The organism is Streptomyces sp. NPDC030798 (genome assembly GCF_055572275.1).
Genome location: NZ_JBVIDR010000009.1, coordinates 36,261 through 51,394, shown reverse-complemented (window position 1 = coordinate 51,394; position 15,134 = coordinate 36,261). Strand labels below are relative to the sequence as shown.

Genomic DNA, 15,134 nt, shown 5'->3' with positions numbered 1-15,134 from the left:
CGGACGCTCGCTTACTGGTTGTACGGACCGTAGTCGTAGTCCTCCAGCGGGACGGCCTGGCCGGAGCCGGTGCCGAACGGCGAGTAGTCGATGTCGTCGTAGCCGACGGCCGAGTACATCGCGGCCTTGGCCTCCTCGGTCGGCTCCACCCGGATGTTGCGGTAGCGGGACAGACCCGTACCGGCCGGGATGAGCTTACCGATGATGACGTTCTCCTTCAGGCCGATGAGGCTGTCGGACTTGGCGTTGATCGCCGCGTCCGTCAGGACTCGGGTCGTCTCCTGGAAGGAGGCGGCCGACAGCCAGGACTCCGTCGCCAGCGAGGCCTTGGTGATACCCATCAGCTGCGGACGACCGGAGGCCGGGTGACCGCCCTCCTGGACCACACGACGGTTCTCGTGCTCGAACTTCGAGCGCTCGACCAGCTCACCGGGCAGCAGCTCGGCGTCGCCGGACTCGATGATCGTCACGCGGCGCAGCATCTGCCGGATGATGATCTCGATGTGCTTGTCGTGGATCGACACGCCCTGCGAGTTGTAGACCTTCTGGACCTCGCCGACCAGGTGGACCTGGACGGCACGCTGGCCCAGGATGCGCAGCACGTCGTGCGGGTTGGTGGCACCCACGGTGAGCTGCTGGCCCACCTCGACGTGCTCGCCCTCCTTCACCAGGACCTTGGCACGCTTCGAGATCGGGTACGCCGTCTCGTCACTGCCGTCGTCCGGGGTGACCACGAGCTTCTTGGTCTTCTCGGTCTCCTCGATCCGCACGCGGCCGGAGGCCTCGGAGATCGGGGCGACACCCTTCGGGGTACGGGCCTCGAAGAGCTCGACGACACGGGGCAGACCCTGGGTGATGTCGTCACCGGCCACACCACCGGTGTGGAAGGTACGCATCGTCAGCTGGGTACCGGGCTCACCGATGGACTGGGCGGCGATGATGCCGACCGCCTCACCGATGTCGACCAGCTTGCCGGTGGCGAGCGAACGGCCGTAGCACATCGCGCAGGTGCCGACGGCGGACTCGCAGGTCAGGACCGAGCGGGTCTTGACCTCCTCGACGCCTCGGGCGACCAGGTCCTCGATGAGGACGTCACCCAGGTCGGTGCCGGCCGGGGCCAGCACCTGGCCGTCGACCACGATGTCCTCGGCGAGGCAGCGCGCGTACACGGACGTCTCGACGTTGTCCGCCTTGCGCAGCACGCCGTCCGCGCCCCGCTCCGCGATGTGCAGCTTGAGGCCGCGGTCGGTGCCGCAGTCCTCCTCGCGGATGATGACGTCCTGGGAGACGTCGACCAGACGACGGGTGAGGTAACCCGAGTCGGCGGTACGCAGAGCGGTGTCGGCCAGACCCTTACGGGCACCGTGCGTGGAGATGAAGTACTCCAGCACGGACAGACCCTCACGGAACGACGCCTTGATGGGCCGCGGGATGGTCTCGTTCTTGGCGTTCGACACCAGACCACGCATACCGGCGATCTGCCGCATCTGCATCATGTTTCCTCGGGCACCCGAGTCAACCATCATGAAGATGGGGTTCGTCTTGGGGAAGTTCTCGTTCATCGCCTCGGCGACCTCGTTGGTCGCCTTGGTCCAGATCGCGATGAGCTCCTGAGTGCGCTCTTCCTTGGTGATCAGACCGCGCTCGTACTGCTTCTGGACCTTCTCGTCCTGCGCCTCGTAGCCGCGGACGATCTCCTTCTTCGCCTCGGGAACGACGACGTCGGAGATGGCGACGGTGACACCGGAACGGGTCGCCCAGTAGAAGCCGGCCGCCTTCAGGTTGTCGAGCGTCGCCGCCACGATGACCTTGGGGTAGCGCTCGGCGAGGTCGTTGACGATCTCGGAGAGCTGCTTCTTGCCCACGGAGTAGTCGACGAACGGGTAGTCCTCGGGCAGCAGCTCGTTGAAGAGCGCGCGGCCCAGCGTGGTGCGCAGGCGGAACGAGTCGCCCTGCTGCCACTCCGGCTCGCCCTCCTCGCGGGCCGGCGGGGTCCAGCCGCGCGGCGGGATGGTGCCCACCGGGAAGCGGATGTCGATCTGCGACTGCAGCGCCAGCTCGCCGGCGTCGAACGCCATGATCGCCTCGGCCGTGGAGCCGAACGCGCGGCCCTCGCCCTTGGTGTCCCGCAGCTCGCCGTCGGTGGTGAGGAAGAACAGACCGAGGACCATGTCCTGGGTCGGCATCGTCACCGGACGGCCGTCGGCCGGCTTGAGGATGTTGTTCGAGGACAGCATCAGGATGCGGGCCTCGGCCTGCGCCTCCGCGGACAGCGGCAGGTGCACGGCCATCTGGTCACCGTCGAAGTCCGCGTTGAACGCGGTGCAGACGAGCGGGTGGATCTGGATGGCCTTGCCCTCGACCAGCTGCGGCTCGAAGGCCTGGATGCCGAGGCGGTGCAGGGTCGGCGCACGGTTCAGCAGCACCGGGTGCTCGGCGATGACCTCTTCGAGGACGTCGTACACCACGGTGCGGCCGCGCTCGACCATGCGCTTGGCCGACTTGATGTTCTGCGCGTGGTTCAGGTCGACCAGGCGCTTCATCACGAACGGCTTGAACAGCTCCAGCGCCATCGCCTTCGGCAGACCGCACTGGTGCAGCTTCAGCTGCGGGCCGACGACGATCACGGAACGCGCCGAGTAGTCGACTCGCTTGCCGAGCAGGTTCTGACGGAAGCGGCCCTGCTTGCCCTTGAGCATGTCGGACAGCGACTTCAGCGGACGGTTGCCGGGGCCCGTGACCGGGCGGCCGCGGCGGCCGTTGTCGAAGAGCGCGTCGACGGCCTCCTGGAGCATGCGCTTCTCGTTGTTCACGATGATCTCGGGCGCGCCGAGGTCGAGAAGCCGCTTCAGGCGGTTGTTGCGGTTGATGACACGGCGGTACAGGTCGTTCAGGTCGGAGGTCGCGAAGCGGCCACCGTCCAGCTGCACCATCGGACGCAGGTCCGGCGGGATGACCGGGACGCAGTCCAGGACCATGCCCTTGGGGCTGTTGGAGGTCTGCAGGAACGCGGAGACGACCTTCAGCCGCTTCAGGGCACGGGTCTTCTTCTGGCCCTTGCCGGTGCGGATGATCTCGCGGAGGCGCTCGGCCTCCTCCTCCAGGTCGAAGGACTCCAGGCGCTTCTGCAGCGCCGCGGCACCCATCGAGCCGTCGAAGTACGTGCCGAAGCGGTCACGCAGCTCGCGGTAGAGCAGCTCGTCGCCCTCGAGGTCCTGGACCTTGAGGTTCTTGAACCGGGTCCACACCTCGTCCAGGCGGTCGATCTCGCGCTGCGCGCGGTCGCGCAGCTGCTTCATCTCGCGCTCGGCACCCTCGCGCACCTTGCGGCGCACGTCGGCCTTGGCACCCTCGGCCTCGAGCTCGGCGAGGTCCGCCTCGAGCTTCTTGGCGCGGGCCTCCAGGTCGGCGTCGCGGCGGTTCTCGATCTGCTGGCGCTCGACCGAGACGTGCGCCTCCAGGGAGGGCAGGTCGCGGGTACGGCGCTCCTCGTCGACGTACGTGATCATGTACGCCGCGAAGTAGATGACCTTCTCGAGGTCCTTCGGCGCCAGGTCGAGCAGGTAGCCCAGGCGGCTCGGGACACCCTTGAAGTACCAGATGTGCGTGACGGGAGCGGCCAGCTCGATGTGGCCCATCCGCTCACGGCGCACCTTGGCGCGGGTGACCTCGACGCCACAGCGCTCGCAGATGATGCCCTTGAAGCGGACGCGCTTGTACTTGCCGCAGTAGCACTCCCAGTCCCGGGTCGGGCCGAAGATCTTCTCGCAGAAGAGTCCGTCCTTTTCGGGCTTCAGGGTGCGGTAGTTGATGGTCTCGGGCTTCTTGACCTCACCGTGGCTCCACTGACGGATGTCGTCAGCGGTGGCCAGGCCGATCCGGAGCTCGTCGAAGAAGTTGACGTCGAGCACTATGCGTCAATCCCTCTCAGGGTCGAAAGTCTGTGGTCTGAAACGGGGGCCTGGGGGTCGGCGGGGCCCTGTGGGTGAGGGCCCCGCCGGACTCCCGTCAGACCTCTTCGACGCTGCTCGGCTCGCGCCGGGACAGGTCGATACCGAGCTCCTCCGCAGCGCGGAAGACGTCCTCGTCGGTGTCGCGCATCTCGATGGACATGCCGTCCGAGGACAGCACCTCCACGTTGAGGCACAGGGACTGCATTTCCTTGATGAGCACCTTGAAGGACTCGGGAATGCCGGGCTCAGGGATGTTCTCGCCCTTGACGATGGCCTCGTAGACCTTCACGCGGCCGGTGACGTCGTCGGACTTGATGGTCAGCAGCTCCTGGAGGGCGTACGCGGCGCCGTACGCCTCGAGGGCCCACACCTCCATCTCACCGAACCGCTGGCCACCGAACTGGGCCTTACCACCCAGCGGCTGCTGGGTGATCATCGAGTACGGACCGGTCGACCGGGCGTGCAGCTTGTCGTCGACCAGGTGGTGCAGCTTCAGGATGTACATGTAGCCGACCGAGATCGGGTCCGGGAACGGCTCACCGCTGCGGCCGTCGAACAGCCGCGCCTTGCCGGTCGGGAGCACCATGCGCTCGCCGTCCCGGTTCGGGATGGTGTGCTGCAGCAGACCCGCCAGCTCGTCCTCACGCGCACCGTCGAACACCGGGGTGGCGACGTTGGTGCCGGGGGCGACCTGGTCGGCGCCGATGGCCTGCAGGCGCTGGGCCCACTCGTCGGCCAGGCCGGAGACGTCCCAGCCGCGGCTGGCGAGCCAGCCGAGGTGGATCTCCAGGACCTGTCCCGGGTTCATTCGGGACGGCACACCCAGCGGGTTGAGGATGATGTCGACCGGGGTCCCGTCCTCGAGGAACGGCATGTCCTCGATGGGCAGGATCTTGGAGATGACACCCTTGTTGCCGTGACGGCCGGCGAGCTTGTCACCGTCGGTGATCTTGCGCTTCTGCGCGACGTAGACGCGGACCAGCTGGTTCACGCCCGGCGGCAGCTCGTCGCCCTCCTCGCGGTCGAAGACGCGCACGCCGATGACCTTGCCGGTCTCGCCGTGCGGCACCTTCAGCGAGGTGTCACGGACCTCACGGGCCTTCTCACCGAAGATCGCGCGCAGCAGGCGCTCCTCCGGGGTCAGCTCGGTCTCACCCTTCGGGGTGACCTTGCCGACCAGGATGTCACCGGCGATGACCTCGGCACCGATGCGGATGATGCCGCGCTCGTCGAGGTCGGCGAGGACCTCCTCGGAGACGTTCGGGATGTCCCGGGTGATCTCCTCGGGGCCGAGCTTGGTGTCACGGGCGTCGACCTCGTGCTCCTCGATGTGGATCGAGGAGAGGACGTCGTCCTGCACGAGGCGCTGCGACAGGATGATCGCGTCCTCGTAGTTGTGACCCTCCCACGGCATGAACGCCACGAGCAGGTTCTTGCCCAGGGCCATCTCGCCGTTCTGGGTGGCCGGACCGTCGGCGAGGACCTGGCCCTCGATGATCCGGTCGCCCTCGTTGACGATGACCTTCTGGTTGACCGAGGTGCCCTGGTTGGAGCGGGCGAACTTGGCCAGGCGGTACGTGATGTACGTGCCGTCGTCGTTGGCCGTGGTGATGTAGTCCGCGGAGACCTCCTGGACCACACCGGCCTTCTCGGCCTTGACGACGTCGCCGGCGTCGACGGCGGAGCGGTACTCCATGCCGGTGCCGACGAGCGGGGCCTCGGACTTAATCAGCGGCACGGCCTGGCGCATCATGTTCGCGCCCATGAGGGCACGGTTGGCGTCGTCGTGCTCGAGGAAGGGGATCATGGCGGTCGCGACCGACACCATCTGGCGCGGCGAGACGTCCATGTAGTCCACGTCCTCGGGGCCGACGTAGTCGACCTCGCCGCCGCGGCGGCGGACGAGCACGCGGCTCTCCTCGAACCGGAGGTCGCTGGTCAGCGGCGCGTTGGCCTGCGCGATGACGAAGCGGTCCTCCTCGTCGGCGGTCAGGTAGTCCACCTCGTCGGTGACCTGGCCGTCGATGACCTTGCGGTACGGGGTCTCGACGAAACCGAACGCGTTGACCCGGCCGTAGGAGGCGAGCGAGCCGATCAGACCGATGTTCGGGCCTTCCGGCGTTTCGATCGGGCACATACGGCCGTAGTGCGACGGGTGCACGTCACGGACCTCGAAGCCGGCCCGCTCACGGGAGAGACCACCCGGGCCAAGGGCCGACAGGCGGCGCTTGTGGGTGAGACCCGACAGCGGGTTGTTCTGGTCCATGAACTGCGACAGCTGGCTGGTGCCGAAGAACTCCTTGATGGAGGCGACGACCGGCCGGATGTTGATCAGGGTCTGCGGCGTGATCGCCTCGACGTCCTGGGTGGTCATGCGCTCGCGCACGACGCGCTCCATACGGGCGAGACCCGTACGGACCTGGTTCTGGATCAGCTCGCCGACGCTGCGCAGGCGGCGGTTGCCGAAGTGGTCGATGTCGTCGGTCTCGACGACGACCGTCTCGCCGTTGTCACCCGTGGTCTCGGTCTCGCCGGCGTGCAGCTGCACCAGGTACTTGATCGTCGAGATGATGTCCTCGACGGTCAGGATGCCCGCGTCCAGCGGGGTGTCCGTACCCAGCTTCTTGTTGACCTTGTAGCGGCCGACCTTGGCGAGGTCGTAGCGCTTGGGGTTGAAGTACAGGTTCTCCAGAAGCGTCTGCGCGGCCTCGCGCGTGGGGGGCTCGCCCGGACGCAGCTTGCGGTAGATGTCGAGCAGCGCGTCGTCCTGGCCCTGGGTGTGGTCCTTCTCCAGGGTGGCGCGCATCGACTCGTAGTCGCCGAACTCCTCGAGGATCTGCTCGGTGGTCCAGCCGAGCGCCTTCAGCAGCACGGTGACCGACTGCTTGCGCTTGCGGTCGATGCGGACGCCGACCATGTCGCGCTTGTCGATCTCCATCTCCAGCCAGGCACCCCGGGACGGGATGATCTTGGCGGAGAAGATGTCCTTGTCGGACGTCTTGTCGATGGTGGAGTCGAAGTAGACACCGGGGGAACGGACCAGCTGCGACACCACGACACGCTCGGTGCCGTTGATGACGAAAGTGCCCTTGTTCGTCATGAGCGGGAAGTCGCCCATGAAGACGGTCTGGGACTTGATCTCACCGGTCTCGTTGTTGGTGAACTCGGCGGTGACGAAGAGCGGGGCGGCGTACGTGAAGTCGCGCTCCTTGCACTCGTCGATGGAGTTCTTCGGCGGCTCGAAGCGGTGGTCCCGGAACGTCAGCGACATCGACCCGGAGAAGTCCTCGATCGGGGAGATCTCCTCGAAGATCTCCTCGAGGCCGGACTTGGTGGGGACGTCCTGACCGTTCTCAAGAGCCTCCTCGACCCGAGTCTGCCAGGCGGTGTTGCCGAGCAGCCAGTCAAAGCTCTCGGTCTGCAGCGCGAGCAGGTTCGGAACCTCGAGGGGCTCCTTGATCTTTGCAAAGGAGATGCGCAGCGGGGCGGTGCTGGCGCCGTTGTTCGTATTCGCGGTCGAGGCAGTGCGCGAGGCGGCCAAGAGGGGGTCCTTCCGAGGGCTCGGACTCACTACGCGCGTACCGGCCCCTCTCCCGCACACAGAGACAGAAACCCCAGGTCAGAGAGGCTCGGTCATCGGTGCTCGAGTGAGGGCAGACCCCTGGTGACGGGCAGGGGACAGCTAACAGGCAGCGCAAAGGGTCAGTGTAGCCACTTGGCACACTGATGTCCAGCGCGGGCTTTTCGAGACCCTCGTTGTGCTCACCGCTCTCGTCAACGCCCTCGGCATACCTGCCCTCAACGCACGTTGATACTGCCCTCTTCGTCGCCGATCCATGCCTCGGATTCGGATCCTTGTGACGACGCGTCCTGAGAATTGCGCGCTGCGTGCGGTTCGTCAAGGCCCCACAGCCCAAACGAGGCCGTCCGGAGACACGACGAAGATCACCATACCCCTCGCCGTCGCGAGTGCAAGGCAACCGCGGACGCACCCCCGGACAAGCCGAAGAGCGACCACCCGGATGGATGATCGCTCTTCGGTGCGTTCGCGTTACAGCCCTGGAGAGCTGTTCCCGCAGCGCGGCCGGACTCGGGGAGCCCGGAAGGTCTTACTTGACCTCGACGGAGGCGCCGGCGCCCTTGAGGGCCTCGGCGGCCTTCTCGGCCTGCTCCTTGTTGACCTTCTCGAGGACCGGCTTCGGGGTGCCGTCGACGAGGTCCTTGGCCTCCTTCAGACCCAGCGAGGTCAGCTCACGCACGACCTTGATGACCTGGATCTTCTTGTCGCCGGCGCCGGTGAGGACGACGTCGAACTCGTCCTTCTCCTCCTCGGCAGCGGCCTCGGCGCCACCGGCGGCACCGCCGGCAACGACGACCGGGGCAGCGGCGGCAGCGGTGACGTCGAACTTGTCCTCGAAGGCCTTCACGAACTCGGAGAGCTCGATGAGGGTCATCTCCTCGAACTGGGCAAGCAGCTCGTCCTGGGTGAGCTTCGCCATGATGGCGGTCCTTCCACTCAATCGGCAGGTGCCGGATGTACTGGGTGAGGCGGGCGTACGTCGGCCCGCTGCGACCCGTGCCGCCTCATGCGGCGCGGATCAGAAAGCGAGCCGAATTACTCGGCACCGCCCTGCTCGGCCTGCTTGGCGCGCAGCGCGTCCACGGTGCGGACGAGCTTCGACGGCAGCGCCTGGAAGACGGAGGCAGCCTGGGACTGCTTCGCCTTGAAGGCACCGGCCAGCTTGCTGAGCAGAACCTCGCGGGACTCGAGGTCCGCAAGCTTCTTGATCTCGTCGGCGGACAGCGCCTTGCCGTCAAGGACACCGCCCTTGATGACGAGATTCGGGTTGTCCTTGGCGAAGTCACGGAGACCCTTCGCCGACTCCACCGGGTCACCGGTGACGAAGGCGACAGCCGTCGGACCAGCGAAGAGCTGGTCGTCCAGCGTGATCCCGGCCTCGTTGGCCGCAATCTTGGTCAGCGTGTTCTTCACCACGGCGTACTGGGCGTTCTCACCGAGCGACCGGCGCAGCGTCTTGAGCTGCGCCACGGTGAGACCGCGGTACTCGGTCAGCACGGCGGCGTTGGAGCTGCGGAACTTGTCCGTCAGCTCGGCAACCGCGGCAGCCTTGTCGGGCCTCGCCATAGAGCCTCGGCCTCCTTCCGGGTGATTCTGACCGCGCGGACCCGAAGGAGGACTGGGTAAACGAAACGCCCCGGGCGCAGGCGCACGGGGCGGACTCGACCGGCCGCACACGCCACCAGGGCGCGTGTTCCGGGAGTTCTTCCACAGTCACCTGCGCGGGTCGCCCACTTGTCAGCGGATCCTTCGGCCACCGCGCCCTCGTACAAGCGCGCGGCAACGACCAGCGGTCTTTGGCTTCTGCAAGAGAGTACGGGACCGGGGCGCTGTCGAGCAAATCGGGCTCCGCGGCCCGACAGGGCTCAGCCCCGGTCCGTCCGGTTCACGGTGTCAGGAGCTGATCCCGGAGCCGCTCGCCGCGTCACCGCCGGCGGACTTCATCAGGTCCTTGAAGTCCTTGGTGTCACCGGCCGGGGGCGCCACGGCGGTGACCTTCACGCCGTAGTCGCTGTAGTACGCCGTGCTGGTCATGGCGCCGGTCGCCATCTGGGCCTTCTCGACCTTCTTGACCAGCAGGTCCTGGTCGTTGATCCAGATGTCGACGGTCTCGGTGGTGACGCCCGCCTGGCTGAGCTGCTTCTTCAGGTCGGAGAGCTGGCTCGCGCTGAGGTCGCTGTTCTTGCCGGCGAGGTCCGCGACGTCGACCGTGCCGGAGTAGTGGGTGGCGTGGACGCCGGAGACCGTCTCCTCGCCGACCTTCTTCACGTCCCCGGACGCCAGCAGCAGCTTCACCGACTGGTTGGGCGTGGTGTTCTGCATCTGGTCCTTCATGTACGCCCCGGAGCCGCCGCCGAGCTTGGCGAGGTCGTCGTAGCCGTACCGGATCCAGTGCTTGCCGCCGGACTGCTCGGCGAACTGCTCGCTCATCTTGGCGTAGTAGGCGTCCGGCAGATACCGGGCCTGCATGGACGCCGTGCCGGCCTTGCGCATCGCCTCGGCCAGCTTGCCGCCGGTGTAGGTGATGGTCAGGTTGCCCTTGAGGCCGTCGCCCCAGGTGAGGGCGCCGTTCGCCGTCATCGACATGGTGTCGCCGATGGTCGTGCTGGAACGGACCTTCGCGGACTCCGCCTTGTCGGTGGACTGCTCGGCCGAGCGCAGGGCGGCCAGGGGGCTCACGTGCGTGACGCTCTTGCCGACCGCCTTGTCGGCCTTCCCCTCGGAGCCGCAGGCTGCCACGCCGCCCAGCGCGGCCACCAGCGTGACGGAAAGGGTCACCCGGCGTGCGGTCGTGCTCTTCATGTCGTCATACCCCCATACGAGTCCTGTGCCTGCACCGTAGCCCAGGCCACTGACAGTGGTGCGAAAAGCCGCACAAAGAAAGGACGGGCCCGGCAACCGGAAGGTTGCAGGGCCCGTCCTCTGCTTGCGCGCAGGACGCGGCTACCGGGGTGAGCGCGGGGCTCAGACGGCGGCCGGGTCCTCCTCGACGAGGAGGTTGCGGGTGCGGTTCGGGTCGACCGGGATGCCGGGGCCCATCGTGGTGCTGATGGCGGCCTTCTTGATGTAGCGACCCTTCGCGGCGGACGGCTTGAGACGCGTGATCTCCTCGAGCGCCGCGGCGTAGTTCTCCACCAGCTTGCTGTCGTCGAACGACGTCTTGCCGATGATGAAGTGCAGGTTCGAGTGCTTGTCGACGCGGAACTCGATCTTGCCGCCCTTGATCTCGGTGACGGCCTTGGCGGTGTCCGGGGTCACGGTGCCGGTCTTGGGGTTCGGCATCAGACCACGGGGACCGAGCACGCGGCCGAGGCGGCCGACCTTGCCCATGAGGTCCGGGGTGGCGACGACGGCGTCGAAGTCCAGACGCCCCTTCGACACCTCGTCGATCAGCTCGTCGGCACCGACGATGTCGGCGCCCGCGGCACGCGCGGCCTCGGCACGGTCACCGGTCGCGAAGACCAGGACCCGGGCGGTCTTACCGGTGCCGTGCGGAAGGTTCACGGTGCCACGGACCATCTGGTCGGCCTTGCGCGGGTCGACACCCAGACGGAAGGCGACCTCGACGGTGCCGTCGAACTTGGTCGTGGAGGTCTCCTTGGCGAGACGGACGGCCTCGAGCGGGGCGTAGAGCTTCTCCCGGTCGACCTTGGCGTCCGCAGCGCGGAGAGCCTTGCTGCGCTTGCTCACAACTGCTCCTGTGTGTTCTTGATAAGGAGTCGTGGTACGGGCCGAGCAGGCCCTGCCACGGTGTTCTTGCCTACGGGGGTGGAGGTCAGCCCTCGACCGTGACGCCCATGGAACGCGCGGTGCCGGCGATGATCTTCGCGGCGGCGTCCAGGTCGTTCGCGTTCAGGTCGGGCATCTTGGTCTGGGCGATCTCGCGGACCTGCGCCTCGGTGATCTTGGCGACCTTGGTCTTGTGCGGCTCGCCGGAGCCCTTCTCGATGCCCGCGGCCTTGAGGATCATCTTGGCGGCCGGCGGCGTCTTGGTGATGAAGGTGAAGGAGCGGTCCTCGTAGACCGTGATCTCCACCGGGATGACCCAACCGCGCTGCGACTCGGTCGCGGCGTTGTAGGCCTTGCAGAACTCCATGATGTTGACGCCGTGCTGGCCCAGCGCCGGGCCGACCGGCGGGGCCGGGTTGGCGGCGCCGGCCTGGATCTGGAGCTTGATGAGCCCCGTGACCTTCTTCTTCTTGGGAGGCATAGCTCTCCGGGTCCTTTCCATTCGGGTCCTGCCGGCATCCGGGGGCCACCCGGACGCAGGCATACCGCACAACGATAACGGGTATAGATGCGCGGCCAAAAACCGTGCAGGTCAGGCGGACGCTCGCGAGCGATCGCCTGACCTGCGCGGAAGCGATACGGCCAGAACCTTCTAGTTCTTCTGGATCTGGTCGAAGGACAGCTCGACCGGCGTCTCCCGGCCGAAGATCTCCACGAGGCCCTTGACCTTCTTCGAGTCGGGGTTGATCTCGTTGATGGTCGCCTGCAGCGTGGCGAACGGGCCGTCGGTGACGGTGACCGAGTCGCCCACCTCGAAGTCCAGGACCTGGACCTCGACCTTGCGCTGCGGAGCCGGCTTGCCCTCGGCCTCAGCGGCCTCGCGGGCGGCCTTCTCCTCGGCCTCCGGGGCGAGCATCTTGACGATCTCGTCCAGGGTCAGCGGGTACGGGTCGTAGGCGTTGCCCACGAAGCCGGTGACGCCCGGGGTGTTGCGGACGACGCCCCAGGACTCGTTCGTCAGGTCCATGCGGACCAGGACGTAACCCGGCAGCTTGTTCTGCTTGATCGTCTTGCGGTCGCCGTTCTTGATCTGGACGACCTCCTCCTGCGGCACCTCGGCCTGGAAGATGTAGTCCTCGACGTTCAGCGAGACGGCGCGCTGCTCCAGGTTGGTCTTCACGCGGTTCTCGTAACCGGCGTAGGTGTGAATGACGTACCACTCGCCGGGCAGCGTGCGCAGTTCCTCGCGCAGGGCCTGGACCGGGTCCACCGGCTCGGCCGGCTCCTCCTCGGCGGCTTCCTCCGCCTCGGCGGCCTCGTCCCGGGCCTCGGTGTCCTCGTCCTCGTCCTCGACGTGCAGGGCGGCCTCCTCGGCCGGCTCCCCCGCCTCGGCCTCGGCAGCCTCGAACTCGTCCTGCTCGTCCGCGCCCTCGACGATGTCGAGCTCGTCGTCCACCGTCTCGGCGGCATTCTCGCGAGGCTCGGTGGCGTCGTTCAGGTTCGGGTCAGACACGATGGCTGCTTCTTCCTGGATACATAGGGGTGGAACATGCGAAAACGGGCGCCGGTACCACGGCGCCCTTCGCTCTTGGCTCAGCCGAAGACGTACTTGGCCGCGTGGTTGAGCCCATAGTCAATCACGGTCACCAGCGCGATCATGATGACGACGAAGAAGATCACCACGGTGGTGTACGACGTCAGCTGGTTGCGAGTCGGCCAGACGACCTTGCGGAGCTCCGCGATGATCTGGCGGTAGAAGGTGGCCAGGCGCTTCAGCGGGCCCTTCTTGGCGCGCTTACCACCCTTGCGGGCCTTCTTCTTGGGCTCGGACAGCTCATCCTGGGCGTCAGGCGTGTCGATGGAGCCCACGGCGTCCGTCATTCGTCCTCACCTGGTCCCGGGTCGTGGCCGTGCCGCGCCCGGTTTCTGAGCCGCACGGCGGTGCATTGCTGTACGTACATGCGCACACATCCTGGCGGTGTGTGTAGCAGGGCCGGAGGGACTTGAACCCCCAACCGCTGGTTTTGGAGACCAGTGCTCTACCAATTGAGCTACGACCCTTTGTGTGTCCCCAACGTACCGCATCCGGCCGGGTGCTCGGTGTGCACCGGCTGGGCAGCGGCCGCCGAAGGCCAACGAGGTGAGAGTGTACGTGGTCCACGGCCCGGCGTCGAACAGAAAGTGCCCGCACGGGGCGACGGCCCCGAAGATCGTCCTGGCCGGGGGCCGGATTCGGACACAGGTTCACGCCTCGCCCGCAGGGGTGCGGTCCGCCGTCCGCACATCGGCCGCGCCCGCCCGGCCGGTGACGGACCGTCGCACCGTCCGCCGCCGCCCGCCGCGCCGGCGTCGTCCGCATCCGCGCTGGTGAGCGCGGGGCGGGCGACCGGGCCGCCGCCGGTGCGCCCGGTGACGCGAACCGGCCGGCGCAGGCCGGGAACGCGTCCCGGGACCAGCCGGTTCGTGCCCTTCCGGTTCACCAGATGAAACCGGCGTGCCCCATGGGTTTCCGGTCTGAAACGATGGGCCCATGAGCGCTGCAACCCCTCCCACCGAGCGCCGGGTCTCCGCCCGAGTCGGCGCGATCTCCGAGTCCGCCACCCTCGCCGTGGACGCCAAGGCCAAGGCCCTCAAGGCCGCCGGGCGTCCGGTGATCGGCTTCGGCGCCGGTGAGCCCGACTTCCCGACTCCGGACTACATCGTCGAGGCGGCCGTCGAGGCCTGCAGGAACCCCAAGTACCACCGCTACACGCCGGCCGGCGGCCTGCCCGAGCTGAAGGCCGCGATCGCCGCCAAGACGCTGCGCGACTCCGGCTGGGAGCCCGACGTCTCCCAGATCCTCGTCACCAACGGCGGCAAGCAGGCCATCTACGAGGCCTTCGCCGCGATCCTCGACCCGGGCGACGAGGTCATCGTCCCGGCGCCGTACTGGACGACGTACCCGGAGTCGATCCGCCTGGCCGGCGGTGTCCCGGTGGAGGTCGTCGCCGACGAGACCACGGGCTACCGGGTCACCGTGGAGCAGCTGGAGGCGGCGCGCACGGAGAAGACCAAGGTCGTCCTCTTCGTCTCCCCGTCCAACCCGACCGGTGCGGTGTACTCCGAGGCCGAGACCGAGGCGATCGGCCGCTGGGCCGTGGAGCACGGCCTGTGGGTGCTCACCGACGAGATCTACGAGCACCTGGTCTACGGCGACGCCTCCGCCGTCTCGCTGCCGGCGCTGCTGCCCGAGCTGCGCGAGAAGTGCGTCGTGGTCAACGGTGTGGCCAAGACCTACGCGATGACCGGCTGGCGCGTGGGCTGGGTCATCGGCCCGAAGGACGTCGTCAAGGCGGCCACCAACCTGCAGTCGCACGCCACGTCGAACGTCTCCAACGTGGCCCAGGTGGCCGCCCTCGCCGCCGTCTCCGGCGACCTGGAGGCCGTGGCGGCGATGCGCGAGGCCTTCGACCGGCGCCGCAAGACCATCGTGCGGATGCTCAACGAGATCGACGGCGTGCTCTGCCCCGAGCCCGAGGGCGCCTTCTACGCCTACCCGTCGGTGAAGGCCCTCCTCGGCAAGGAGATCCGCGGCAAGCGCCCTGAGAACACCGTGGAGCTGGCCGCGCTGATCCTGGAGGAGGCCGAGGTCGCGGTCGTCCCGGGCGAGGCCTTCGGCACCCCGGGCTACCTGCGGCTGTCGTACGCGCTCGGTGACGAGGACCTCGTCGAGGGCGTCAGCCGGATCCAGAAGCTGCTCGCGGAGGCGCGGGACTAGTTCCCGGGTCCACGCGCGCGTGCGGGCCGTTTCCCTCCGGGGAGGCGGCCCGTTCGCCTGTGCAGGGAGCGGCGGCCCGCGCGCGCGTGCGAGCAAGACCACGTTCGGGGAAAGG

General features: G+C 67.6%; 10 protein-coding genes and 1 tRNA gene. 1 reads left to right on the top strand and 10 read right to left on the bottom strand.

Annotated elements, in window-relative coordinates; all coding sequences use genetic code 11:
* Nucleotides 1–11 precede the first annotated feature (11 nt).
* The 10 genes from ACZ404_RS21235 to ACZ404_RS21190 form a co-directional block, all read right to left on the bottom strand.
* Nucleotides 12–3,911: a DNA-directed RNA polymerase subunit beta' gene (locus tag ACZ404_RS21235; RefSeq protein ID WP_468442111.1), complete on the bottom strand. Its 3,900-nt coding sequence runs from the start codon at nt 3,909–3,911 to the stop codon at nt 12–14.
* A 97-nt stretch (nt 3,912–4,008) separates the two neighbouring features.
* Nucleotides 4,009–7,494 carry a DNA-directed RNA polymerase subunit beta gene (rpoB, locus tag ACZ404_RS21230; protein ID WP_468442109.1) on the bottom strand — a complete coding sequence of 1,162 codons (3,486 nt, stop codon included), beginning with the start codon at nt 7,492–7,494 and terminating at the stop codon, nt 4,009–4,011.
* A 568-nt stretch (nt 7,495–8,062) separates the two neighbouring features.
* Nucleotides 8,063–8,452: a 50S ribosomal protein L7/L12 gene (gene rplL / locus ACZ404_RS21225; RefSeq protein ID WP_468442107.1), complete on the bottom strand. Its 390-nt coding sequence runs from the start codon at nt 8,450–8,452 to the stop codon at nt 8,063–8,065.
* A gap of 116 nt (nt 8,453–8,568) precedes the next feature.
* A complete protein-coding gene (gene rplJ / locus ACZ404_RS21220; RefSeq protein WP_030641169.1) occupies nt 8,569–9,099 on the bottom strand; it encodes a 50S ribosomal protein L10 in 531 nt (176 codons plus the stop codon).
* 327 nt (nt 9,100–9,426) lie between these two features.
* Nucleotides 9,427–10,335 carry an SCO4651 family lipoprotein gene (locus ACZ404_RS21215; protein ID WP_468442105.1) on the bottom strand — a complete coding sequence of 303 codons (909 nt, stop codon included), beginning with the start codon at nt 10,333–10,335 and terminating at the stop codon, nt 9,427–9,429.
* A 162-nt stretch (nt 10,336–10,497) separates the two neighbouring features.
* Entirely contained in the window at nt 10,498–11,223 is a 726-nt protein-coding gene (rplA, locus tag ACZ404_RS21210) for a 50S ribosomal protein L1 (RefSeq protein WP_313742801.1), read from the bottom strand.
* An 85-nt stretch (nt 11,224–11,308) separates the two neighbouring features.
* Nucleotides 11,309–11,743 (bottom strand): 50S ribosomal protein L11, encoded by a 435-nt coding sequence (gene rplK, locus ACZ404_RS21205; protein ID WP_030345386.1) that lies wholly within the window; start codon nt 11,741–11,743, stop codon nt 11,309–11,311.
* Nucleotides 11,744–11,914: 171 nt separating this feature from the next.
* On the bottom strand, nt 11,915–12,775 hold the full coding sequence (gene nusG, locus ACZ404_RS21200) for a transcription termination/antitermination protein NusG (RefSeq protein ID WP_468442102.1): 861 nt from the start codon (nt 12,773–12,775) through the stop codon (nt 11,915–11,917).
* A gap of 80 nt (nt 12,776–12,855) precedes the next feature.
* Nucleotides 12,856–13,143, bottom strand: coding sequence for a preprotein translocase subunit SecE (gene secE, locus ACZ404_RS21195; protein ID WP_468442100.1), 288 nt, complete (start codon nt 13,141–13,143; stop codon nt 12,856–12,858).
* Between the two features lie 107 nt (nt 13,144–13,250).
* Nucleotides 13,251–13,323: transfer RNA gene (locus ACZ404_RS21190), tRNA-Trp, on the bottom strand.
* A 469-nt stretch (nt 13,324–13,792) separates the two neighbouring features.
* Between ACZ404_RS21190 and ACZ404_RS21185 the strand changes: the two genes are divergently transcribed.
* Nucleotides 13,793–15,019, top strand: a complete 1,227-nt coding sequence (locus ACZ404_RS21185) for a pyridoxal phosphate-dependent aminotransferase (RefSeq protein ID WP_468442098.1) — start codon at nt 13,793–13,795, stop codon at nt 15,017–15,019.
* The last annotated feature ends 115 nt before the right edge of the window (nt 15,020–15,134 follow it).

What these genes read in the sequence shown, in the direction of transcription:
- rplL (WP_468442107.1), bottom strand. Translation starts at nt 8,452, where the DNA reads ATGGCGAAGCTCACCCAGGACGAGCTGCTTGCCCAGTTCGAGGAGATG.
- rplJ (WP_030641169.1), bottom strand. Translation starts at nt 9,099, where the DNA reads ATGGCGAGGCCCGACAAGGCTGCCGCGGTTGCCGAGCTGACGGACAAG.
- ACZ404_RS21215 (WP_468442105.1), bottom strand. Translation starts at nt 10,335, where the DNA reads ATGAAGAGCACGACCGCACGCCGGGTGACCCTTTCCGTCACGCTGGTG.
- rplK (WP_030345386.1), bottom strand. Translation starts at nt 11,743, where the DNA reads ATGCCTCCCAAGAAGAAGAAGGTCACGGGGCTCATCAAGCTCCAGATC.
- secE (WP_468442100.1), bottom strand. Translation starts at nt 13,143, where the DNA reads ATGACGGACGCCGTGGGCTCCATCGACACGCCTGACGCCCAGGATGAG.
- ACZ404_RS21185 (WP_468442098.1), top strand. Translation starts at nt 13,793, where the DNA reads ATGAGCGCTGCAACCCCTCCCACCGAGCGCCGGGTCTCCGCCCGAGTC.